This window comes from Mesorhizobium sp. M1399 (assembly GCF_040317735.1).
GTDB lineage: Bacteria > Pseudomonadota > Alphaproteobacteria > Rhizobiales > Rhizobiaceae > Mesorhizobium.
The window spans coordinates 209,775-231,958 of sequence record NZ_JAMYKZ010000007.1 but is presented as its reverse complement, the minus strand read 5'-3'; the positions used below and the strand labels follow the sequence as shown (position 1 = coordinate 231,958).

At 63.9% G+C, this 22,184-nt stretch carries 20 protein-coding genes; 6 read left to right on the top strand and 14 right to left on the bottom strand.

The genetic code is table 11. The features are described from left to right. Positions 1-2: 2 nt before the first annotated feature. The 10 genes from doeB to ehuR form a co-directional block, all read right to left on the bottom strand. Complete coding sequence (gene doeB, locus NKH05_RS14370; RefSeq protein WP_352494460.1) at positions 3-1,004, bottom strand: N(2)-acetyl-L-2,4-diaminobutanoate deacetylase DoeB; 1,002 nt, start codon at positions 1,002-1,004, stop codon at positions 3-5. Between the two features lie 5 nt (positions 1,005-1,009). Beyond that, entirely contained in the window at positions 1,010-2,188 is a 1,179-nt protein-coding gene (gene doeA / locus NKH05_RS14365) for an ectoine hydrolase DoeA (protein ID WP_352494461.1), read from the bottom strand. A gap of 38 nt (positions 2,189-2,226) precedes the next feature. After that, positions 2,227-3,219, bottom strand: coding sequence for a cyclodeaminase (locus NKH05_RS14360; protein ID WP_352494462.1), 993 nt, complete (start codon positions 3,217-3,219; stop codon positions 2,227-2,229). Then, complete coding sequence (gene eutB / locus NKH05_RS14355) at positions 3,216-4,208, bottom strand: hydroxyectoine utilization dehydratase EutB (protein WP_352484024.1); 993 nt, start codon at positions 4,206-4,208, stop codon at positions 3,216-3,218. Before eutB ends, NKH05_RS14360 begins: the two co-directional genes overlap by 4 nt. Positions 4,209-4,218: 10 nt before the next feature. Next, on the bottom strand, positions 4,219-4,992 hold the full coding sequence (gene eutA / locus NKH05_RS14350) for an ectoine utilization protein EutA (protein ID WP_352484025.1): 774 nt from the start codon (positions 4,990-4,992) through the stop codon (positions 4,219-4,221). Next, positions 4,989-5,648 (bottom strand): ectoine/hydroxyectoine ABC transporter permease subunit EhuD, encoded by a 660-nt coding sequence (gene ehuD / locus NKH05_RS14345; protein WP_023720653.1) that lies wholly within the window; start codon positions 5,646-5,648, stop codon positions 4,989-4,991. Before ehuD ends, eutA begins: the two co-directional genes overlap by 4 nt. A gap of 16 nt (positions 5,649-5,664) precedes the next feature. Further along, positions 5,665-6,324, bottom strand: coding sequence for an ectoine/hydroxyectoine ABC transporter permease subunit EhuC (gene ehuC, locus NKH05_RS14340; RefSeq protein WP_023720654.1), 660 nt, complete (start codon positions 6,322-6,324; stop codon positions 5,665-5,667). A 188-nt stretch (positions 6,325-6,512) separates the two neighbouring features. Further along, on the bottom strand, positions 6,513-7,364 hold the full coding sequence (gene ehuB, locus NKH05_RS14335; protein ID WP_352484026.1) for an ectoine/hydroxyectoine ABC transporter substrate-binding protein EhuB: 852 nt from the start codon (positions 7,362-7,364) through the stop codon (positions 6,513-6,515). A gap of 65 nt (positions 7,365-7,429) precedes the next feature. Beyond that, positions 7,430-8,215 (bottom strand): ectoine/hydroxyectoine ABC transporter ATP-binding protein EhuA, encoded by a 786-nt coding sequence (gene ehuA, locus NKH05_RS14330; RefSeq protein WP_023720656.1) that lies wholly within the window; start codon positions 8,213-8,215, stop codon positions 7,430-7,432. A gap of 122 nt (positions 8,216-8,337) precedes the next feature. Next, positions 8,338-9,723 (bottom strand): MocR-like ectoine utilization transcription factor EhuR, encoded by a 1,386-nt coding sequence (ehuR, locus tag NKH05_RS14325; protein WP_352484027.1) that lies wholly within the window; start codon positions 9,721-9,723, stop codon positions 8,338-8,340. Between the two features lie 82 nt (positions 9,724-9,805). On the opposite strand from ehuR, the gene NKH05_RS14320 reads away from it, so the two are divergent. The 4 genes from NKH05_RS14320 to NKH05_RS14305 all read left to right on the top strand — a co-directional run bounded on the left by NKH05_RS14320 (position 9,806) and on the right by NKH05_RS14305 (position 14,466). After that, positions 9,806-10,297: an Lrp/AsnC family transcriptional regulator gene (locus NKH05_RS14320; RefSeq protein ID WP_352484028.1), complete on the top strand. Its 492-nt coding sequence runs from the start codon at positions 9,806-9,808 to the stop codon at positions 10,295-10,297. A gap of 127 nt (positions 10,298-10,424) precedes the next feature. Then, a complete protein-coding gene (locus tag NKH05_RS14315) occupies positions 10,425-11,918 on the top strand; it encodes an NAD-dependent succinate-semialdehyde dehydrogenase (RefSeq protein WP_352484029.1) in 1,494 nt (497 codons plus the stop codon). 35 nt (positions 11,919-11,953) lie between these two features. Then, positions 11,954-13,333 carry an aspartate aminotransferase family protein gene (locus tag NKH05_RS14310; protein WP_352855738.1) on the top strand — a complete coding sequence of 460 codons (1,380 nt, stop codon included), beginning with the start codon at positions 11,954-11,956 and terminating at the stop codon, positions 13,331-13,333. 32 nt (positions 13,334-13,365) lie between these two features. Then, positions 13,366-14,466, top strand: a complete 1,101-nt coding sequence (locus NKH05_RS14305) for an alcohol dehydrogenase family protein (protein ID WP_352484031.1) — start codon at positions 13,366-13,368, stop codon at positions 14,464-14,466. Positions 14,467-14,471: 5 nt separating this feature from the next. Here the strand turns inward: NKH05_RS14305 and NKH05_RS14300 are convergent, their stop codons facing one another. Then, the gene (locus tag NKH05_RS14300; protein WP_352484032.1) at positions 14,472-15,848 is read right to left on the bottom strand and encodes an aspartate aminotransferase family protein; all 1,377 of its coding nucleotides are present in this window, start codon (positions 15,846-15,848) and stop codon (positions 14,472-14,474) included. 167 nt (positions 15,849-16,015) lie between these two features. On the opposite strand from NKH05_RS14300, the gene NKH05_RS14295 reads away from it, so the two are divergent. Both NKH05_RS14295 and ftsZ read left to right on the top strand, forming a co-directional pair. Then, positions 16,016-17,134 carry an NAD(P)/FAD-dependent oxidoreductase gene (locus NKH05_RS14295; protein WP_352484033.1) on the top strand — a complete coding sequence of 373 codons (1,119 nt, stop codon included), beginning with the start codon at positions 16,016-16,018 and terminating at the stop codon, positions 17,132-17,134. Positions 17,135-17,344: 210 nt separating this feature from the next. Next, positions 17,345-18,352, top strand: coding sequence for a cell division protein FtsZ (ftsZ, locus tag NKH05_RS14290; RefSeq protein WP_352484034.1), 1,008 nt, complete (start codon positions 17,345-17,347; stop codon positions 18,350-18,352). A 44-nt stretch (positions 18,353-18,396) separates the two neighbouring features. Here ftsZ and NKH05_RS14285 read toward each other — a convergent pair whose 3' ends face one another. From NKH05_RS14285 to NKH05_RS14275, 3 genes are all read right to left on the bottom strand, one after another. Then, positions 18,397-19,413, bottom strand: a complete 1,017-nt coding sequence (locus NKH05_RS14285) for a phosphotransferase family protein (protein ID WP_352855740.1) — start codon at positions 19,411-19,413, stop codon at positions 18,397-18,399. Between the two features lie 7 nt (positions 19,414-19,420). Further along, positions 19,421-20,659 (bottom strand): acyl-CoA dehydrogenase family protein, encoded by a 1,239-nt coding sequence (locus NKH05_RS14280; RefSeq protein WP_353025621.1) that lies wholly within the window; start codon positions 20,657-20,659, stop codon positions 19,421-19,423. Positions 20,660-20,806: 147 nt separating this feature from the next. Continuing rightward, positions 20,807-22,087 carry a cytochrome c gene (locus NKH05_RS14275; RefSeq protein ID WP_352855742.1) on the bottom strand — a complete coding sequence of 427 codons (1,281 nt, stop codon included), beginning with the start codon at positions 22,085-22,087 and terminating at the stop codon, positions 20,807-20,809. Positions 22,088-22,184 lie beyond the last annotated feature (97 nt).

The following is a 22,184-nucleotide window of genomic DNA, read 5'->3' as shown; positions in this document are numbered from 1 at the left end:
CCTCAATCGACCAGCACGGCCACCACGGCAGCACAGTCGCCGGCCTTGACCAATCCGGGGAAATGCCGCGCCGCCAACAGACCGGACATCTTGGCCCGGATCTCCTGCGGAGCGCCGCCGGTGCGGCCGATCGAATGGATGCGCGCCAGCACCTGGTTTTCTGCCACCGGCTCGCCGAGATCGATCATGGTTTCGATCATCCCGTCGTCCTCGGCGAACGAGAAGCAATCTCCCGATGGCATGTCGAGCCAGCGGGTCGGCTGCATCTCGACCGCGCCGGCGACGATGCCGGCATGGCGCAGCACATTGAGCACGCCGCGACGCGCGATCCTCACCGTTTCCGCGCGCGAAGTTCCGCCGCCGCCGAGCTCGGTGGTGATGAACAGCTTGCCCATCTCTTCGGCGGCAGTGTCGAACATGCCGACCGCGTCGATCTCCAGCATCTTCATCGACCAGGGTGCCGAGAAAGCTTCAACCGCAGCGAACCCCTTCTCTTCCAGCACCTTGTCGGGCCGGATATGGGCGGCGCAGAACGGCACGAAGTCGAGCGTCTTGCCGCCGGAATGGAAATCGAGCGCGATGTCGGTGCGCGGCAGAAGTTCGCGCTGGAAATAATCGGCGATCTTCTCGGTCACCGTACCGTCGGGCCGGCCGGGAAAGCTGCGGTTGAGATTGCCCTTGTCGATCGGCGAGGTGCGCGTGCCGGCGCGGAACGCCGGATAATTCATCGCCGGCACGATGATGACCGTGCCGCTGACCTGCCTCGGATCGAGCGTGCGGGCGAGATCGTAAAGCGCCAGCGGCCCCTCATATTCGTCGCCATGATTACCGCCGGTGAGCAATGCACTCGGCCCGTTGCCGTTGCGGATGACGCAGATCGGGATCATCACCGATCCCCAGGCGGAATCGTCACGGCTGTAAGGCAGGCGCAAGAAACCGTGCTGCACGCCGTCGCGCTCGAAATCGACGCTCGGCGTGATCGGTGATGGGCGAAGGCTGGACATCGGGCTCAATTCTTCACCACCAGCTTGCGCGGCACATTGGCCAGGCACGCGACCCCGGTTTCGGTAATCAGGATGGATTCGGTGATTTCCAAGCCCATCGTCTCCAGCCACAGGCCGGTCATGAAATGGAAGGTCATGCCGGGCTTGAGCTCGGTGCGGTCGCCTGGGCGCAGGCTCATCGTGCGTTCGCCCCAGTCCGGCGGATAGGAAAGCCCGATCGGATAGCCGGTGCGGTTGTCCTTAACGATGCCGTATTTCTTCAGAACCGCGAAGAAGGCGTTGGCGATGTCCTCGCAGGTGTTGCCGGGCTTGGCGGCGGCAAGCCCGGCCTCCATGCCTTCCAGCGTCGCCTTTTCGGCATCGAGGAATTCCTGCGTCGGTTTGCCGAGGAAAACGGTGCGCGACAGCGGACAATGGTAGCGGTTGTAGCAGCCGGCGATCTCGAAGAAAGTGCCCTCGCCCGATTTCATCGGCCTGTCGTCCCAAGTTAGATGCGGTGCCGATGCGTCGGCGCCTGACGGCAGCAGCGGCACGATCGCCGGATAGTCGCCGCCAATGCCGTCGACGCCGCGCGTGCCGGCATCATAGATCTCGGCGACCAGGTCGCATTTGCGCATGCCGACTTCGATCTTGTCGACGATGCGCTGGTGCATCGCTTCGACGATGCGGGCGGCTTTGCGCATGTAGTCGATTTCGGTCGGGCTCTTCACCGCGCGCTGCCAGTTGACCAGTGCCGTGGCATCGACGAAGCGGGCATGGGACAAGTGCTTCTGCAGCGATGCGAAGGCAGCGGCAGAGAACCAGTAATTGTCCATCTCGACACCGATGCTGAGCTTGCCCCAGCCACGATCGGCGAGCACGCTGGACAGAAAATCCATCGGATGGCGCTCGGTCGACTGCACATAGTTGTCGGCATAACCGACGATGTTGTCGTGCGCGAGATAGGCGGTGCGCTTGGCGCCGTTGGCGTCCTGGCCGCGCCCGTACCACACCGGCTCGCCCGACGGTGGCACGACGACCGCCTGGTGTACGTAGAACGACCAGCCGTCATAGCCGGTCAGCCAGGCCATGTTGGACGGATCGCTGACAACAAGCAGATCGACGCCCTTGGCCTCCATCGCCTTCCGCGTCTTGGCGAGGCGCTCCGCATATTCGCCGCGCGAGAATTTCAAATTAGGCTGCATTGTTCTTGGTCCTCGTTTGTTGGGCCTTGCGGCCGGTATCAGCTTTCGAAAATCGTACCGGTCTTGGCTGCACGCGCACGGTCGCGGGCGAGCGTGGCGATCGCCGTGTCCTGCACGCCGGTGCCGGTCAGATCGGCAATGGTGATGTCGCTGTCCGAACGCCGGCCATGCCTTTCGCCGGCGATGATGTGGCCAAGCTCGGTGATCTCGGCATCGGCCGCCATCACGCCCGCCACGATGGCATGGTGCAGTTCGCCCAGGAGCCGCGTCTGTTTCGCACTGTCGGCGACGTAGAGGTCGGCCATGCGCAGGATCGCCGGCGCGATCTCGTTCTTGTGCTCCGCGTCCGAGCCCATCGCGGTGATGTGCTGGCCGGCGGAGACGAAGCCGGCCTTGATCAGCGGCTCGGTCGACGGCGTCGTGGTGACGATGATGTCGGCATCGGCCGCAGCCTTTGCCGCGTCCGGCTCGGCGTGAACGGCGATGCCCAGTCTTTCGGACAATGCGTCCGCCGCGGCTTCGGCCTTGGCGGCATCCCTTGCCCAGATCCGAGCCTCGGTGATCGACCGCACCAGCATCAGCGCCTCGAGCTGCAGTCCGGCCTGAACACCGGCGCCGAAGATTGCGGCAACGGAGGAGTCCGGACGCGACAGATGTTTGGCGGCGACCGCGCCGGCCGCCGCCGTGCGGATGTCGGTGAGATAGCCATTGTCGAGCAGCAGCGCCTCGACCAGCCCGGTCTTCGCCGACAGCAGCACCATCATGCCGTTGACGCTAGGCAGGCCGAGCTTCGGATTATCGAAAAAGCCGGGGCTGATCTTGATCGCAAAACCGTCGATGCCCGGCACATAGGCGGTCTTGACATCGACCTCGCCGCGATGCTCGGGAATGTCGAGCCGCAGGATTGGCGGCATCGCCACTGGCAAGGTGGCGAGCGCGCGAAACGCGTTCTCGACACAGGCGACGGCATCGAGATCGAGCTTCACGATCTTGCGCAATTCAGCTTCGGTGAGGATCGTCATCCGGCTCATGCTGCGCTCTCCGCAATTGCTTCGCCGCAAATGATCTTGCGGTGCAGTGTCATGTCGATGTTGCGGCCGGACAGCACGAGCACCGTCGGGCCGTTCGCCCCGACCTTGCCGGCAAGCACAGCCGCAATGCCGACCGCGCCGGCGCCTTCGACGATCTCGCGCTCCTGCTCATAAGCATGGCGGATGCCGGCGGCGATCTCGTCCTCGCTGAGCAGGATCACATCATCGAGCAGATCACGGCACATGGCGAAGGTCAGCCGGTTGTCGAGCCCAATGCCGCCGCCGAGCGAGTCGGCCAGCGTCGGCAGTTCCTCGACCGACACCGGATGCCCGGCGTCGAGGCTTGCCTTCATCGCCGCACCGCGCGCCATCGAAACGCCGATGACCCTCGTTGCCGGGCTGACGCCCTTGACGGCAGCGGCAACGCCAGCCGCCAGCCCACCGCCGGAAAGCGGCACCAACACCAGCGCGGCGTCCGCAACTTGTTCCATGATCTCCAGCCCAAGTGTTCCTTGCCCGGCAACGACCGCAGGATGATCGAAAGGCGGCAGCATGATCAGCCCCTCTTCCGCGACCAGCCGTTCGACCTCCCGCTGCGCATCGTCCTGGCTGTTGCCGACGATGCGGATCTCGGCGCCGAGCCGACGGATTTCCTCGAGCTTGTTCTCAGGCACCAGCCGCGACATGCAGATCGTCGCGTGGATGCCTTGCAGTCGAGCGGCATAGGCAAGCGCCCGGCCATGGTTGCCGGTCGAGGCCGCGACGACGCCGCGCGCGCTCTCCTCTTCTGTCAACGAGGCGATAGCGTTCGAGGCACCGCGCAACTTGAAGGCGCCGGTGGTCTGCCGATGTTCGAGCTTGAGATAAACAGGAGCGTCCAAGTGTTGGGAAAGACTCGGGGAAGTGACGGTCGGCGTGCGCTCGACCTTGCCTGCGATGCGCTCGCGTGCGGCGCGGATGTCGGAGAGGCTTATCCTGGACGTGGTCATGGCTCTGCAATCAGTTCAACGGCAGCGTCATCAGGCGGCCGAATTCGGGGCGTGGCTCGTCGTCGCCGCAAAGCCGCAGGCAATTCCAGGCTGTCGCCTGGTTGCTGGTGACGACGGGACGGCCGATGGCTTCTTCCATACCGACAACTGCCAGCGCCGACCGCAGCGCCGTGCAGGACACGAACAGCGCGTCGGCCTGCGGGGCCGTCGCCTCGCGGGCCAGATCGACCAAGGATTTCGGCGCAATCCGCGCCATCTCGCGGTCATCCTCGAAGCCGAGGCAAGTGAAGCTGGCGATCTCGAAACCGTGTGCCGCGAAATAGGCCGCCATTGGCCGGCTCGTCTCGACCGTATAGGGGGTGAGGATGCTGATTGTCCTGGCGCCCAGCGCCTTCAGGCCGCGCACTCCGGCCATCGGCGGCGTCACCACCGGCGCGCCGGGTTTCGCGGCCTTCACCGCCGCCTCGATTTCGGCATCGCCGATCACGACGGAGGCCGAGGTGCAGGAATAGCAGATCGCATCGAGCGGTTCGTCAGGAAGGATCAGGGCCGCGCCCGCCGTCAGTGACGGCTGCATCTTGCGCAAATTCTCCGGCGTCGTCGGGTTGGCGTAGGGAATACGCGCGACATAGACGCCGATACGATCGCTTGCCACCATGCGGTGAAAATCCGGTTCGCTCGTATGGTCGGTGGCAAGGATAATCAGGCCGACCCGCTTTTCCAGCGGACGTGCATCGAGCGCTGGACGGGCCGAGCGCAGGCGGATATCGGGTGCAGCGCTCATCGTTCGATCCGCCCATAACGGTGTTCCAGCCAGCGCAGCAGCACCACCGAGAACAGGCTGATGGCGAGGAAGAAGGCGCCGACCAAGGTGATCGGTTCGATATACCGATAATAGGTATTGGCGACGCTCTTGGCCTGGTTCATCAGTTCCAGCACGGTGATCGCCGACAGCAGCGGCGTCTCTTTGAACATGGCGATGAAATAATTGGCAAGCGCCGGGATCATCGGCGGGATCGCCTGCGGCATGATGATGTGCGTCCAGGTCTGCGTGGCGTTCAGATTGCAGGCCTTGGCCGCTTCCCATTGGCCGCGCGGCACATTATCGATGCCGGCGCGGTAGACCTCGGCTGTGTAGGTGCCGTAATGCAGCCCGAGACCGATGACGCCCGCCACCAGCGGCGGCAACAGGACGCCGAAATCCGGCAGCACGTAGAAGATGAAATAGAGCTGCACCAATAGCGGCGTGCCGCGGATGAACTCGGCAAGGAAGCCGATCGTGCGCGACAGAGCCCTGTTCGGCGAACGGCGCGCCAACGCGATGCCCAGCCCAACGATGGCCGCCAGCACCGAGCCGAGCAGCGTCGCCAGGATGGTGATCTTCACCCCCTGGATCAGCGTCGGCAGGATCTGCCGGACAAAATCCCAATCCCATTCCATTACAGAGCCCGATCCATCAGACGCGCACCCCGTCGAGGCCGCGCGCCATGCGGCGTTCCAGCGACCGCACGCCCCATGAGATGAGTAGCGCCAGCACGAAATAGATGACGAGAATGGTGCTGAACGGCACCAGCGTGTTGCCGGTCTGCGAGCGCACCACCTGCGCCTGGAAGGTCAGGTCGGCAAGCGAGATCAGCGAGACGACGGCGGTGGCCTTGAGCAATTCAATGGCGTTGTTGCCGAAGGTCGGCAGCATCACCAGCAGTGCCTGTGGCAGGATGATATGGCGCATGGCTTGCCAGCGGCCGAGATTGAGCGCGGTGCAGGCCTCGTATTGTTCGCGGCCGATCGACTTGATGGCGCCGCGCACCACTTCCGCCGCATAGGCCCCGACATTCAGGCCCAGCGCCAGCACGCCGGCCTGCAGCGGCGTCAGCGAGATGCCGGCGAAAGGCAGCACGAAATAGGCCCAGAACAGCTGCACGAAGATCGAGGTGCCGCGGAAGAACTCGATATAGGCGGTGGCCAGCGCGCGTAGCACAAAAAACCGCGACAGCCGCCCCAGCCCGGCAAGAAAGGCCATGATCAAGGCCAGCACCGACCCCATCAGCGTCAGCTCGATGGTGACAAGCGCTCCTTGCAAAATCAGGCCGAAATAGCCGGACCATTGGGTCATTGGTCGAAAGGGCTCCGCATTGAATATTTGGCGAGGCGATCACTTCAGCGTCCTTCTCCCCGTTCACGGGGAGAAGATGCCGGCAGGCAGATGAGGGGCAGAGCCAATCTGTCAAAAGCTGGGCGTCGCCCCTCATCCGGCCCTTCGGGCCACCTTCTCCCCGTCAACGGGGAGAAGGAAGAACGCGCCTACTTCGCCGAGCAGAGCTTGTCGCGGCTCGTCGACATCGCCGCCGCCGCCGAGAAGCCGTAGGGTTCGATGATCTTGGCGAACTCGCCGGACTTCTTCAGTTTCGCCAGCTCGACATCATAGGCATCACGTAGCGCTTCGTCGCCCTTTTTGAAGGCCGCGCCATCGCAATAGACCGGCGCACCGACCACCGGCGCGATGACTTCGAGGTTCGGATCATTGGCTTTCTTGACCAGGTCGTTGATCGACAGCACTGGCAGTGAATAGGCATCGATGCGGCCGTCCTGCAGCATCTTCAGGCCGCTCTGGCCGTCCGGCACGACGATGACGCGCTCGCGCGGCACACCTGCGGTGAGCGCCAGCTTTTCCTCTGTGCCGCCACCGGGTGCGCCGATCGTCGCGCTGGTGTCCTTGGCGACGTCCTCGTAGCTCTTGAAGCCCTTCGGGTTGCCCTTCTTCACCAGCATCGCCTCGGCGTCGCACAGCACCGGTTCCGAATAGGCGACCGCAGCACAACGTTCCGGCTTCATGAACAGGCCGGCGGTGACGACGTCGAAACGGCCGGCCTGCAAGCCGGGGATCATGGCACCATATTCCGAGATAGAGGCGACGATGTCGTTGACGCCAAGGCGTTTGAAGATTTCACGGGCAACGTCAGGCGCCGCACCCGAGACCTTGCCGTCGGCGGCAACCGCCGTATAGGGCGGCTCGTTGGCGATGGCGACGCGGGCAAAGCCTTGCGCCTTGAGCTCTTCGAGCTTGCTGTCATCGGCCGAGCCGGTCGTCGAGGCGGCCAGCACCGCCGTCAGCGCAATACCGGCGACGCCGGCCAAAATGGCAAATTTCTTCATTGTTCCCAACTCCTTGTTTGTCTGTCTTCTTGGCTTGCTTGAGGCGTCGCCGCCTCGCATGGCAGTCAGACCCGATGTCCGGCCGCAATGATCTTCTTCAGGAAACCTTGCGTACGCTCCTGTTTGGGATGGCGGAAAATCTCGTCGGGCTTGCCTTCCTCGACTATTCTGCCGCGATCGAAGAACAGCACCCGGTCGGCGAAGTCATGGGCGAAACCCATCTCGTGGGTGACCAGCAGCATGGTCATATCGGTCTCGGCGGCGAGCTTGCGCATGACGTTGAGCACCTCGTCGACGAGTTCCGGGTCGAGCGCCGAGGTGACCTCGTCGAACAGCATGATCTTCGGCGACAGCGCCAGCGCCCGGGCAATCGCGACGCGCTGCTTCTGGCCGCCGGAAAGCTGCGCCGGCATCGCCTTGGCCTTGTCGACCATGCCGACCATGTCGAGCAGCTCCATCGCCCGCTTTTCGGCGGCGGCCCGCGGCATGGCTTTGGTCAGCATCGGTGCCAGCGTCACATTGTCGATGACGCATTTGTGCGGAAACAGATTGAACAGTTGGAAGACCATGCCGATCTTCTGGCGCATCTTTGCCAAATGCCGTTCATCCGCCGTCAGCAGCCGGCCGTTGCGCTCCATATGGTACAACTGCTCGCCGTCGACCTGGATGTGGCCGCTGTCAATGCGCTCGAGCGTCATCAGGATGCGCAGGATCGTCGTCTTGCCCGAACCCGACGGGCCGATCAGCGCCAGCTTCTCGCCGGGCATGACTTGCATCGAGAGGCCATCCAGCACCTTGAAGGTGCCGAAGCTTTTCGAAATGCCGTCGATCTTGATGATGGGCGCCGACAATGAATTTCCCGTGCTGGAGAAGCTGTACCTTTAACGATGCGGATCGCGGCAAATCATGTCAATCAAGAAAATAATATCATGACAATATTTCGGACTCCGCACAATTCCCCGCCAATTGTTGCCTAGATCGCAAGCAGGAGATGCTCGGGATCGCCGAGCAGAAGCTTGGTGACAACGCCGAGACCGGCACGCAGTTCCCCCTCCGTGGTCGAGCCCAGCGAAATCCGCACGGCTGGATGCCAAGGCATCTGCGAAATGCGAAACGACGTGCCGGGCGCGATCGCCACGCCCTGCAGGCGGGCCTGGGAAACAAAGCCTTCCTCGCCGCGATCATCGGGCAGTTGCAGCCAGACATGCAGCCCGTCGCGATGAGCCCGATAGTCCACTCCGGCGAGCGCCTCGGCGGCGATGTCCAGACGCCGCCGCAAAGCCATCCGCTGCCATCGAACGAGTTCCATCGCGGTGCCGTCGGTCACCCATTTGGTGGCGATCTCGGCCACCAGCGGCGTCGCCATCCAGTTCGAGACGAGGTGGCGGTTGGCAACCGCGGCGACATAACGATCGGGTGCCGCGAGATAGCCGATGCGCAGGCCCGGCACCACGATCTTGGTGAAGGAGGTGACGTAGAGCGTGCGCTCGGGTGCAAACGCCGCGACCGGCGGCGGCCGGTCCTCGACCAGCGGGCCGAGGACGTCGTTTTCGATAATGGCGATGTCATGCCTGCGCGCAACGGCGGCAATCTGTTCGCGCCGGGCGGCGTCCATCAGCGTCGCCGTAGGGTTGATCACCGAGGGCTGCACGAACACCGCGCGGATGTCCGACAGCCGGCAGGCCTCGTCCAGCGCTTCCGGGATCAGGCCATTGTCGTCGATCGGCAAACCCTCGAGGTTGAAACCGAGATAACGCGCCAGCGGGATCAGTGTGTGATGGCCGATCGCCTCGGTGGCGACGGTCGAACCGGGCGGCGCCACGCTCATCAGCGCCACTGTCATCCCTGCGGTGGCGCCGTTGGTCAGGCTGATGTTCTGCGGCGACGCGTCGAGGCCGCAGAAGCGTAGCCACTCGACACCCACCGCGCGGTGGCGCGGGAACACCATGTTCGGCCTGAACGACAGCGCCGAGCTCGACGGCAGGTTTTCGGCGAGCCAGCCCAGCGCCTGCTTCAGCCGCTCCAGATGCATCGGTTCGCAGACCGGCTTCAGGATAGAGAGGTCGATGACCTCACCCAGCCGCTCCGGCAAATAGGGCGGCTCCGGCTCGCGGCGCTGCGTCTGCACGAAGCTGCCGCGGCCGACCTCGCCGGACACCAGCCCGCGGCGGATCAGTTCCTCATAGGCGCGGCTGACCGTCTGCACGGAAAGTTTGAGATCGTCGGCCAGCTGCCGGTGCGTCGGCAACCGGGCGCCATTGGCCAGGCGCCCGTCATGGATGGCCCGCGCGAACTGGTCGGCGAGCGATTGGTAGGCCGGCCGCCGGATAAGAGCGGGATCTGGTCGCCATAATGTCATGACTTATTAGAGATCGAAATCAGTGCAATTGACAATCGAAATAATGCGCCATCATGGTGTCCGGCACTGGAAGTGGACGATCATGGCTGCAGCGAAACTCGATCCGATCGACCTGAAAATCCTCGACGCCATCCAGCGCGACGGGCGCATCACCAAGCTGGCGCTGGCCGAGAAGGTCGGCCTGTCGCCGACGCCGTGTTGGATGCGGCTGCGCAAGCTGGAAAAGGCCGGCATCGTCTCCGGCTATCACGCCAGGATCGCCATGCGTGCCATCGCGCCGGTCGCCACCGTGCTGATGGAGGTGACGCTGGCCAGCCACCGCCAAGCCGATTTCGACCGTTTCGAGCGCGTCATCCGCGACATCCCCGAGATCGTCGCCTGCTGGTCTGTCGGTGGCGGCGTCGATTACCTGCTGAAGGTGATGGCGCGCGACATCGACGCCTATCAGCGGCTGGTTGACACTCTGCTCGAACGCGAGATCGGCATAGACCGCTATTTCACCTACATCGTCACCAAGACGGTGAAGGAGGAGAGTGTGCTGCCAGTGGCCGATCTGCTGCCCGCATCTTCCTGATACAGGAGAGATCGTCTGCCCGGGCGATGCGATAGAGACAATCTCTCTACGTGCAGGCACCGAAACAGCCTCTCTGTTTGCGCGGCAGAGATAGTCTTGCGGCGTCACCCGAACCGGGAGCCCGATGATGTCCGCACATTTTGCCCGCTCGCAGCGCCATGAAGCGCTTGATCGCCTCGCCGACCGACGGCTGCTGCGTGAACTCGCCTATGTCGATGGCCACTGGACGGCAAGCGAGACCGCGGAGAGTTTCGAGGTGACCGATCCGGCCACCGGATCCACCGTCGCTTTCGTTGCCGCGCTCGATGCCCGGCAGACGACGTCGGCGATCGATGCGGCATCGCGCGCCTTTCCCGCCTGGCGCGCATTGCTGCCGCAGGAACGTTCGAAAATCTTGCGCAAATGGTTCGATCTGATCATCGCCGCCAAAAATGACCTGGCGCTGCTGATGACGCTAGAACAAGGCAAGCCGCTGAAGGAATCGCTCGGCGAGATAGACTACGCCGCCTCTTTTGTCGAATGGTATGCCGAGGAGACCAAACGCCTCAACGCCGAAAGCGTCACCAGTCATCTGCCGGGCGCGGAGATGATGGTGCGGCGCGAGCCGCTCGGCGTCGTCGGCGTGGTCACGCCGTGGAATTTTCCAGCGGCCATGCTGACCCGCAAGGCGGCTGCCGCTCTTGCCGCCGGCTGTACCATCGCCGCGCACCCTTCCTCGGAAACGCCGCTGTCCGCACTGGCGCTGGCCGAGCTTGGCGAACGTGCCGGCCTGCCGGCTGGCGTGTTCAACGTCCTCACCGGCAAGGCTTCGACCATCGTTGGGCGGATGTGCGAAGACCCGCGCGTTCGCGCCATGAGCTTCACCGGCTCGACCGAGGTCGGCAGGTTGATCGCCGCGCAGAGTGCGCCGACGATGAAGCGTCTGGTGATGGAGCTCGGCGGTCATGCGCCGCTGATCGTCTTCGCCGACGCCGATTTCGACAAGGCTGTGGCCATCGCGGTCGACGCCAAATTCGCCACCTCCGGCCAGGACTGCCTCGCCGCCAACCGCATCTATGTCCAGCGTCCGCTATACGATCGGTTCTGCGCTGCTTTCGCCAAACGCGTCCAGGCATTGCGGGCCGGCAATGGCCTGGCTGACGACACCGAAATCGGACCCTTGATGCATGAACGCGCCGCCAAGAAGGTCGAGGAGCAGGTGGCCGATGCGCTCGCCAAAGGCGCGCGCTGCCTGACCGGCGGCAAGCGCCATCCGGCCGGGCCGCTGTTTTACCAGCCGACCGTGCTTGCCGACGTTGGAGACGACGCTTTGATCATGCGCGAGGAGACCTTCGGTCCGGTTGCGGCAGTGACGCCTTTCGACAGCGAGGACGAGGTCATCGCCCGCGCCAACGCCACCGAATACGGCCTGGTTGCCTATGTCGTGACTGAGAATGGCGGCAGGCAATTGCGCATGGGTCGCGCGCTCGACTATGGCATGGTCGCCATCAACCGCGTCAAGATCACCGGCGCGCCGATCCCCTTCGGCGGCGTCAAGCAGTCCGGCATCGGCCGCGAGGGCTCGCGTCACGGGCTCGAAGCCTTTACCGATCTCAAATATCTCTGCCTCGACGTTGCGTGAGCCGCGCCCGACACATTTTTCTCAGGAGTAAAAAAATGCTCGACCAGTCAAACGAACTCGCCGCCTGGGATCGCGATCACTTCTTCCATCCCTCGACCCATATGGGCACCCATGCGCGTGGCGAGAGCCCGACGCGTGTGATTGCCGGTGGCGAAGGCGTCACCATCTGGGACAATACCGGTAAGAAGAGCATCGACGCCTTCGCCGGGCTCTACTGCGTCAATGTCGGCTATGGCCGCCAGAAGATCGCCGACGCCATCGCCGCACAGGCCAAGAACCTCGCCTATTACCATGCCTATGTCGGCCACGGCACCGAGGCATCGATCACGCTTTCCAAGATGATCATCGACCGCGCGCCGCAAGGCATGTCGAGGGTCTATTTCGGCCTCTCCGGTTCCGACGCCAACGAAACCAACATCAAGCTGATCTGGTACTACAACAACGTGCTCGGCCGGCCCGAGAAGAAGAAGATCATCTCGCGCTGGCGCGGTTATCACGGCTCCGGCATCATGACCGGATCGCTGACCGGCCTCGACCTTTTCCACAACGCCTTCGACCTGCCGCGTGCGCCGGTCCTGCACACCGAGGCGCCCTACTATTTCCTCCGCGCCGACCGCTCGCTGAGCGAGGAGCAGTTTTCGCAATACTGCGCCGACAAGCTCGAGGAGATGATCCTGGCCGAAGGGCCGGAAACGGTCGCCGCCTTCATCGGCGAGCCGATCCTCGGCACCGGCGGCATCGTGCCGCCGCCGGCCGGCTACTGGGAGAAGATCCAGGCGGTGCTGAAGAAGTACGACGTGCTGCTGGTTGCCGACGAGGTCGTCACCGGCTTCGGCCGGCTGGGCACCATGTTCGGCTCCGACCATTACGGCATCAAGCCCGACCTGATTACCATCGCCAAAGGCCTGACCTCGGCCTATGCGCCGCTCTCCGGAGTCATCGTCTCCGACAAGGTCTGGCAGGTGCTGGTGCAGGGTTCCGACAAGCTCGGCTCGCTCGGCCATGGCTGGACCTATTCGGCGCATCCGATCTGCGTCGCCGCCGGCGTCGCCAACCTGGAACTGATCGACGAGATGGACCTGGTACGGAACGCCGGCGAGACCGGCGCCTATTTCCGCGCCGAGCTGACGAAAGCCGTCGGTGGCCACAAAAACGTCGGCGAGGTGCGCGGCGACGGCATGCTGGCGGCAATCGAGTTCGTCGCCGACAAGAACGATCGCGTGTTCTTCGATGCCTCGCAGAAGATCGGTCCGCAGATCGCGACCGCGCTTGCGGCAAGCGGCGTCATCGGCCGCGCCATGCCGCAGGGCGACATTCTCGGTTTTGCGCCGCCGCTCTGCCTGACGCGGGAAGAGGCAGACATCGTCGTCTCCAAGACGGCCGATGCGGTGAAGAGCGTGTTTGCCAACATCTGAAGAACCGACATGCCAACATCTGAAGAACCGACATGAATGCCATGACCAAGACCATCCCCGCCACCATGGCCGCCGTGCAGTTGATCGGGCACGGCGGACCGGAAAAGCTCGTCTACCGCACCGACGTCAAAGTACCCTCGCCCGCCCCGGGTGAGGTGCTGGTCAAGGTCACCGCTTGCGGTATGAACAACACCGATGTCTGGGTGCGACAGGGCGCGTATGGCACTGAGGAGGATGCCGCCGCTGTGTCGACCTGGCGTCGACAGGGCAATACGCTGACCTTCCCGCGCATCCAGGGCACCGACACGGTCGGCAACATCGTTGCCGTCGGCGACGGCGTGTCGCCGGCTCGCATCGGCGAGCGGGTGATGGTCGATTTCTCCATCTACAATCGCGACGACGATTCACTCGCCGACATCGACTATATGGGCCATGGCCGCGACGGCGGCTATGCCGAATACCAGGCAGTACCGTCCGAAAACGCCCATGTCGTCGATACCGATCTGACCGATGTCGAGCTTGCCACTTTCTGCTGCGCCTATCTCACCGGCGAGCAGATGCTGGAACGCGCCGCGTTGAAAGCCGGCGAGCGGGTGCTGGTCACCGGCGCCTCGGGCGGCGTCGGCTCAGGCATCGTGCAGCTGGCGCGGGCACGCGGCGCCATTCCCTATGCCATTGCCGGCAAGGGCAAGGAAAAGGCGGTGCGTGATATCGGCGCCGAGGCGGTGATCACCCGTGGCGTTGCCGATCTGCCGGCCGCCGTTCGCGCGGCGACCGGGGGCCAGCCGATCGACGTCGTCGCCGATCTGGTCGGCGGCGCGATCTTCAACGACCTCCTGCGCATCTTGAGGCCGGAAGGCCGCTACACCACGGCTGGTGCAATTGCCGGCCCCGTCGTGCAGCTAGATCTGCGCACCATGTATCTGAAACAGCTGCAACTGCATGGCTCGAGCCAGGGCACACGGGCGGATTTCCGCCGCATCGTGCGCTACATCGAGGAGAAGAAGATCCGGCCGCTGGTCGGCGGCGTCTACAAGCTGTCCGATTTCCATCGCGCCCAAGCCGATTTCATCGCCAAGGATTTCGTTGGCAAGCTGGTCGTCGTGCCGGATGCGGTCGGCATCGCTAAATAGCGCGATCAGCTTGGCGATCGGACCTGCTTGACGGCAGCCTCGAGCGATCTTTCAAACGCGTCGATCACCTGGTCGACCTGCGGCTCGGTGATGATCAGCGGCGGGCAGAAAGCCAGCGCATCGCCCATATTGCGCGAGATGACGCCGTTCTGCTGCATGAAGCCGTTGACGAGCCCGCCCAGTTCACCGGTCTTCCCCCACGGCGCCTTGTTCGCCTTGTCGCCGACCAGTTCGACCGCCGCGATCAGGCCGATGCCGCGCACCTCGCCGACAAGCGGGTGCGAAGCGAGCGTGCGCAGCCGCTTCTGCATATGCGCGCCGACCGCACGCGCATTGCCGACAAGGTCGCGCTCCTCGATCAGCTTCAGGTTCTCGAGCGCGACCGCTGCCGCAACAGGATGGCCGCCCCCGGTGAAGCCGTGGCCGAAGGTGCCGATACGATTGCTTTCGTCGGCAATCGGCTGGAACACCTTGTCGTTGATCAGCAAGGCCGAGATCGGCAGATAGGACGAAGAGATCTGTTTCGACAGCACCATGATGTCGGGCCTGATGCCGAAGGTCTGCGAGCCGAACATCTCACCTGTCCTGCCGAAGCCGCAGATCACCTCGTCGGCGACCAGCAGGATGTCGTATCTCGACAGCACCGCCTGGATCTTTTCCCAGTAGCCGGAAGGCGGAACAATGACGCCGCCAGCACCCATGATCGGTTCGCCGAAGAAGGCGGCGATGGTTTCCGGTCCTTCGGCCAGGATCAGCTTTTCCAGCTCGTCGGCGAGCCGGCTCGAAAACTGCTCTTCGTTTTCACCCGGCAGCGCCTCGCGCCAATGGTGCGGTGTCGAGGTATGCAGCACATTGGCGATCGGCAGATCGAACGAGATGTGGTTGTTGGGCAGTCCGGTCAGGCTCGCCGAGGCAATGGTGACGCCGTGATAGCCCTTCTTGCGGCTGACGATCTTCTTGCGCGCCGGCTGGCCGAGCGCATTCGACCGGTACCAGATCATCTTCATGGCCGTATCGTTGGCCTCGGAGCCGGAATTGGTGAAATACGCCTTGCTCATCGGCACCGGCGCCATCTGCACCAGTCTCTCGGCGAGATCGATCAGCGGCGAATGCGATTTGGAGCCGAAGTCGTGATAGTAAGGCAGCTTCGACATTTGCCGTACCGCCGCATCGACCAGCCGCCTCTCCGAAAAACCGACCGCGACGCTCCAAAGCCCGGCCATCGCCTCGATATAGCGGTTGCCGGCGAGGTCCTCGACATAGATGCCGTCGCCCTTCTCGATGACGAGCGGCCCTGCCTCCTGATGCTTGCGGGCGTTGGTGTAGCCATGCATGTGATAGCTTATGTCGCGGGCTTCGGGCGAATTCGGTCGTGCGTCCATGACGGCTCCTGTGCTGCACGCAGAAACAGTTCCGCCGCCGGTCCGGCTCGGCAGGTCCCCGTGCATTATGCGGTTTGATGCATCTTTCTCGAACGATATAGTGTCAAGCGCTTTCGACAGGGCCAGCGGATGGATGGACGCATGCAGAACTTCGGCTTGACCTGATCGTGGACCGTGTCGACTGCATTGTCGTCGGCGCCGGCGTCGTTGGCCTGGCGATCGCGCGAGAGATGGCGCAGCGCGGCATCGACACGCTGGTGCTGGAAGCCGAGAGCGCCATCGGCACCGGGACGAGTTCGCGCAATTCCGAGGTCATCCATGCCGGCCTCCACTATCCAGTTGGATCGCTGAAAGCCCGGTTCTGCGTGGCGGGCCGGGAAAGGCTCTATCGCTACTGCGACGAGCGTGCGATCCCGCATTTGCGCTGCGGCAAGCTCATCGTCGCTACGAATGCCGAACAGGAGCCGGTGCTCGCCTCGATCCGGGCCAATGCGCGCGCTTGCGGCGCCGGCGACCTGGTGCCGTTGCGCGAAGCCGAGGCACATGCGCTGGAGCCCAGCCTCAAGTGCACGGCGGCGCTGCTGTCGCCGGCCACCGGGATCGTCGACAGCCATGCCCTGATGCTTGCCTTGCTGGCTGATGCCGAGGAGCACGGGGCGGCACTCAGCCTCAACACCCGCGTCGCCGCCGGCCGCATCGAAGCGGGCCGCGTCGTGCTCGACACGGTGGACGCTACCGGCGGCGAGCGCTTCGAGATCGCTACCACACGCTTCGTCAATGCGGCCGGGCTTAGCGCCGCAGCGCTTGCCCGCTCGCTTGAAGGGCTAGATCAGCAGTTCGTGCCAAAGCTCCATTACGCCAAAGGCAATTATTTTTCGGTGGCCGGCCGGGCGCCCTTCTCGCGGCTGATCTATCCAGTACCCGAACCAGGCGGACTCGGTGTTCATCTGACGCTCGATCTCGACGGCGTCACCCGCTTCGGGCCGGACGTCGAATGGACTGATCAACTCGACTATCGCGTCGATCCAGCTCGTGGCGAGCGCTTCTACAGCGAGATCCGCAAATACTGGCCGGACCTGGCCGATGGCAGCCTGCAGCCCGCCTATAGCGGCATCCGGCCAAAACTGTCCGGTCCCGGTGAGGCCAATGCCGACTTCGTCATCCAGGACGTGGCGGTGCATGGCGTGGACAGCCTGCTCAACCTGTTCGGCATCGAAAGCCCCGGCCTGACCTCCTGCCTGGCGATTGCCGATCATGTCGCGCAGCGCCTCGCGCCGAAGTTGTAGCGTGCGGCGCCCGCGCCACGATCTGAGGCGCATTGCGTGAACTTTCAGGCGCAAGTCGCCTAAGAGGCACATCGCGCACTTGCAGCCCGCTCCGCGCTCTGATTCCCTGCATTCTGGGCTGTTCTGATTCGCACTGCCCGGTTCAAAGTTTTCGCAGTGCGCCCGGGACAAGCTTCCAGCGACCACTCGGCGTATCCAGGGAGAACGGCAATGAACACCGCGACGAGGCCGGTAATCTCGGAGATGAGGCCTAAGATCACCGTCGTCGGGGTCGGCGGCGGCGGCGGCAACGCCGTCAACAACATGATCGCCGAAGGCCTGCAGGGCGCGGAATTCATCGTCGCCAACACCGATGCCCAGGCCCTTGCCATGTCGAAGGCAACGAGGCTGATCCAGTTGGGCGCTCATATCACCGAAGGTCTGGGGGCCGGGTCCCTGCCCGAGGTCGGCCGTGCCGCGGCCGTGGAATCCATCGACGAGATCATGGATCACCTTGCTGGAACGCATATGTGCTTCGTGACCGCCGGCATGGGAGGTGGAACCGGAACAGGTGCCGCGCCTGTTATAGCGCAGGCAGCGCGGGCAGCTGGAATACTGACCGTCGCCGTCGTCACCAAGCCATTCGTCTTCGAAGGCAGGCGCCGCATGCACGCTGCCGATGACGGCATCGAGCGCCTGCGCGAAAGCGCCGATACCGTCATCGTCATCCCCAACCAGAACCTGTTCAGGATCGCCGACGCCAGAACCACGTTCGCCGACGCATTCGCCATGGCCGACCGGGTTCTCTATGCAGGTGTCGGCTGCATCACCGATCTGATCGTCAAGGAAGGGCTGATCAATCTCGACTTCGCCGATGTGAAGTCGGTGATGCGCGACATGGGCCGCGCCATGATGGGAACCGGCGAGGCCGCCGGAGAAGGCCGTGCCAGGAAGGCGGCGGAAGCGGCAATCGCCAACCCGCTGCTCGACGAAGCTTCGATGATGGGCGCCAAGGGCGTCCTTGTCTCGATATCGGGCGGCATGGACATGACGCTGTTCGAGGTCGATGAAGCGGCTACCCGCATCCGCGAGGAGGTCGACAACGATGCCGACATCATCGTCGGCGCCATCTTCGACAAGGCACTCGCCGGAAAATTCAGGGTGTCGGTCGTCGCCACCGGCTTGCGGCGTGGCCTGGAGATTCCGCTGCTGGCGGAACCGGAAGTTCGAATGAACTGAACGCGTATCGCGTGCGGCTCGCTTAGCCGATTGCCAGCCTCTCCTCACCAGGGCCGCGCGCCGTCGATGACTTCCATGGCGCGTGCAGCAAAACGGCCGGCCAGCGGTGCCACGTCGGCCGCATCGGCCGCAACCGCGCTGCCGGCCAGCACGCGGTCGGCGATGCCGACGAAGATCACCGCAAAGCGGAACATGGCAAACACCAGATGGAACCGCTGCAGCGGCGCCGTCGGCACCGCGTGGGCGAAGTAATGATCGAGGAATTCGCGCTGTGTCGGAATGCCGAGCGCTGCCTGATCGAGACCGAGGATGCCGCCATATTCGTCAGGCGAGGAATGCCAGGGCATCGAGCAGAAGCCGAGATCGGCAAGCGGATTGCCAAGCGTCGATAACTCCCAGTCGAGTATGCCGATCACTTCGGGCCGCTCGGGATGGAAGATGAGATTGCCGAAACGGAAGTCGCCATGCGCGATCGAGACGTGGCCGTCATCTGGCGGAAGATGTCGCGGCAGCCATTCGGCGACGGCTTCGAGCGCGGTGATGCGCTCGCTCGGCGATTCCCGCAACTGTCTGGTCCAGCGCGCGATCTGTCGTTCAAAATAGTTCCCGGGACGGCCATAATCGCCGAGCCCGACCTCTTCCGGCCGCACTGCGTGCAGCTTTGCCAGCGCCTCGGCCATGCCAAAATAGATGCCGCGCCGCTCGTCCGGCGCCAGTCCCGGCAACGAGCCATCGTGGAACACCCGGCCGTCAAGCCGCTGCATCAGATAGAACGGCGTGCCGAGCGGCTCGTCGCCGTCGTGAAAGAGCACCGGCCGTGGCACCGGCACCTCTGTCGCCGCTAGCGCTTCGATCACCCGATATTCGCGATCGACGGCATGAGCGCCGCGCAGGATCGGTCCCGGAGGTTTCTTGCGCAGCACCATGCGGCGGCCGCCGTAGTCGACGAAATAGGTCGGGTTGGATTGGCCGCCGACGATCCGCTCAAGCGACATCTGGCCATCGCCAAAATGCGCTCTCAGAAAATCCTGCAGGCTTGCTGGATCGAAATCCGTCCTCATTGCCGGCTCAGCGGTTCCCGCCGCGACCTGTGTCATCTTGCGTGCCGGCTTCGACATGCCAGCGCCAGAAGCCTGTACCTTCCTCGTTGAGGAAGCGGTTGAGCACCATCTTGTGAACCTCGTCGGCGCCGTCGACCAGGCGAGCCTGGCGGGCGTAGCGGTAGATCCATTCGAGTACAGTGTCTTTCGAATAGCCACGGGCGCCGTTGATCTGGATCGCCACGTCGGCAGCGTCATGCAGCACGTTGGCGACCTGGATCTTGGCCATGGAGACCTCCTTGCGGGCAAAGCCGCCGCGATCGAGCTCCCAGGCCGCCTTCATCACCAGCAAGCGACCGATCTCGATGCGCATGGCAAGGTCGCCGAGCATCAGCTGGATACTCTCGCGGTCGGCCAAAAGCTGCCCGAAGCCGCTACGCTCGGCGGCATAAGCGCGCGCGATTTCGATGCAGCGCTTGGAAAGGCCGAGCCAGCGCATGCAATGGGTGAGCCGCGCTGGACCGAGCCGGACCTGGGTAACCCTGAGGCCGCTGCCTTCGCCGGCAAGCACGTCCTCGACCGGGATTTCAAGCCCGTCGAATTCCAGCTCGCAATGGCCGCCATGTTCCTCCGGTCCCATGATCTCGATGCGCCGCAGGATCCGCCAGCCCGGCTGGTCCTTGTGGAACAGCAAGGCCGAAAGGCCGTGACGCGGATCGTGCGAGGTGCGTGCGACAAGGATGAAATGGCTCGCCTCTTGCGCCCCGGTGATAAACCATTTGCGGCCGCTGACGACATATCTGTCGCCGCGCCGCTCGGCTCTGGTCATGATCATCGACGGGTCCGACCCGCCGCCCGGATGCGGTTCCGTCATTGCGAAAGCCGAGCGCACCTTGCCATCGACGATCGGCTTCAGCCATCTCTGTTTCTGCTCCGGCGTCCCCAACCGTTCCAGCACCATCATGTTGCCGTCGTCGGGAGCCGCGGAATTGAACACGACCGGACCGAAGATCGAGCGGTTCATCGCCTCATAGCAGACAGCTATATCCACCTTGGAAAGGCCCGCCCCGCCAGTCTCGGGTTTCAACTGCAGGCACCACAGGCCAGCCGCCTTCGCCTTTGGCCGCAGCGTTTCGAGCAGCGGCAGCGCGATGTTGCCATGGCCGTCATAGGAAGCCTTGTCTGCCTCGAGCGGCAGGATTTCGCGCTCGACGAAATCGGCGATCCGGCGGAAGGCCTCGGTGCGGACGGGGATGTCGAAATTCATGGCGCTCACAACGATGAAACGAGATGCCGCCATCGATCTCGATGGTCGAAACGGTAGTGTAGCTGCCGGCATCGAATGTGAGCAACGGCAATGGCGATACCAGCCTGTGAGCTGCCGATACCGGTCGACTTCCAGGATCAGGCTTACTCAGTTTCGTTTTGCCACGTCCGCGACGCTTTGCGGCGTAATGTCGGGACTGGTCCCGCCCCACTTGACGCGCAAGTAATTGCCGAGATCCACGACTTCCTGGTCGGTCAGCAGTTCACGAAAGCCCGGCATGTCCTGCCGCGCTTCGCCGTGCGGATAGATGCGAGCCGGAAGGCCGTCCAGCACGATTACCAGCAAATTGTGGGCGCTCGGCAGGCGCAGCGACACATTGGTGGTCACTGCCGGCGCGACATGCGGCGTGCCTTCGCCGTTCAGGCCATGACAGCCGGAACAGGCCTCGACATAGACGCGTCGGCCGGCGGCAGCCTCGGTCGCGGCAGACGGCTTGCCGGGTTCGGGTGCGGACGCCGCCTCGCCGATCAGATAGGTCGCCATCGCCTTGGCGTCCGCCTCGTCCAGATGCCGTGTCGAATTGTGCACCACGTCGAACATGCCGAAGCTCATCACCCCCTCCGGCCCAAGCCCGGCGCGCATGTAAGCGGCGAGACCGTCGCGGTCGAAGCCGAACCGCGCCAGACTGGCCGTGGTGATGTCCGGTGCGTCGACATTGTCGATCCGCGCGCCCTGGAGATATCGGCTCGGGATCGTGGCCATGGTGAAATCGCGTGGCGTGTGGCATTCGCCGCAATGGCCGAGTGCATCAACCAGATAGCGTCCGCGATGCCAGTCCTGCGATTTGGCCGCGTCCTCGGCAACCGTTCGGGAGGGAAGATTAATCAGGTTCCAGAAGGTCATGAACCGGCGGACATAGGGGAACGGAAAGCTGCCCGCCCGATTCGCCTGCCGGATCGGCTCGCGTGTCATCAGGAAGGCGTAGATCGCATCGACATCTGCCTCCGTGAGCCGCCGATAGGACGTATAGGGCATGGCCGGATAAAGATGCCGGCCATGCGCCCCGACGCCGGCGCGGACGGCTCGATGGAAGTCGGCCCGGGTCCAGGCGCCGATGCCGGTCTCTTTGTTCGGCGAAATGTTGGAGGCGTAGAGCGTGCCGAAGGGCATGGCAAAGGCGAGACCGCCGGCGAAGGGCGCGCCGCCCGGCGCCGTATGACAGGCGGCGCAATCGGCCGCCTGGGCAAGATACCGGCCCTGCGGAGCCAATTTTTGCATCTCCTCGGCTGACAACGGCCTATCGACCACCGCGCTGACGGCGCTCTTTTCGAACAGGCCGAGGAAGACCGCCAGCGCTGCGATCACAGTGACCGCCAGACCGAGAATTAGAAAGCGCGGCAGGCGGAATATCCAGGGGCGCCTCATCATCGCGCCTCAGCCCTGTACCAGCCCGGGCGTGCTCAGGATCACGTCACGAACGGCCTCGTAATAGCGGACATAACCGGTGCAACGGCAGATATGCGGC

Bases quoted from the DNA above. Each gene is read 5' to 3' on its own strand.
- doeB (WP_352494460.1), bottom strand. From the start codon at position 1,004: ATGTCCAGCCTTCGCCCATCACCGATCACGCCGAGCGTCGATTTCGAG.
- doeA (WP_352494461.1), bottom strand. From the start codon at position 2,188: ATGCAGCCTAATTTGAAATTCTCGCGCGGCGAATATGCGGAGCGCCTC.
- NKH05_RS14360 (WP_352494462.1), bottom strand. From the start codon at position 3,219: ATGAGCCGGATGACGATCCTCACCGAAGCTGAATTGCGCAAGATCGTG.
- eutB (WP_352484024.1), bottom strand. From the start codon at position 4,208: ATGACCACGTCCAGGATAAGCCTCTCCGACATCCGCGCCGCACGCGAG.
- eutA (WP_352484025.1), bottom strand. From the start codon at position 4,992: ATGAGCGCTGCACCCGATATCCGCCTGCGCTCGGCCCGTCCAGCGCTC.
- ehuD (WP_023720653.1), bottom strand. From the start codon at position 5,648: ATGGAATGGGATTGGGATTTTGTCCGGCAGATCCTGCCGACGCTGATC.
- ehuC (WP_023720654.1), bottom strand. From the start codon at position 6,324: ATGACCCAATGGTCCGGCTATTTCGGCCTGATTTTGCAAGGAGCGCTT.
- ehuB (WP_352484026.1), bottom strand. From the start codon at position 7,364: ATGAAGAAATTTGCCATTTTGGCCGGCGTCGCCGGTATTGCGCTGACG.
- ehuR (WP_352484027.1), bottom strand. From the start codon at position 9,723: ATGACATTATGGCGACCAGATCCCGCTCTTATCCGGCGGCCGGCCTAC.
- NKH05_RS14320 (WP_352484028.1), top strand. From the start codon at position 9,806: ATGGCTGCAGCGAAACTCGATCCGATCGACCTGAAAATCCTCGACGCC.
- NKH05_RS14315 (WP_352484029.1), top strand. From the start codon at position 10,425: ATGTCCGCACATTTTGCCCGCTCGCAGCGCCATGAAGCGCTTGATCGC.
- NKH05_RS14310 (WP_352855738.1), top strand. From the start codon at position 11,954: ATGCTCGACCAGTCAAACGAACTCGCCGCCTGGGATCGCGATCACTTC.
- NKH05_RS14305 (WP_352484031.1), top strand. From the start codon at position 13,366: ATGAATGCCATGACCAAGACCATCCCCGCCACCATGGCCGCCGTGCAG.
- NKH05_RS14300 (WP_352484032.1), bottom strand. From the start codon at position 15,848: ATGGACGCACGACCGAATTCGCCCGAAGCCCGCGACATAAGCTATCAC.
- ftsZ (WP_352484034.1), top strand. From the start codon at position 17,345: ATGAACACCGCGACGAGGCCGGTAATCTCGGAGATGAGGCCTAAGATC.
- NKH05_RS14285 (WP_352855740.1), bottom strand. From the start codon at position 19,413: ATGAGGACGGATTTCGATCCAGCAAGCCTGCAGGATTTTCTGAGAGCG.
- NKH05_RS14280 (WP_353025621.1), bottom strand. From the start codon at position 20,659: ATGAATTTCGACATCCCCGTCCGCACCGAGGCCTTCCGCCGGATCGCC.
- NKH05_RS14275 (WP_352855742.1), bottom strand. From the start codon at position 22,087: ATGATGAGGCGCCCCTGGATATTCCGCCTGCCGCGCTTTCTAATTCTC.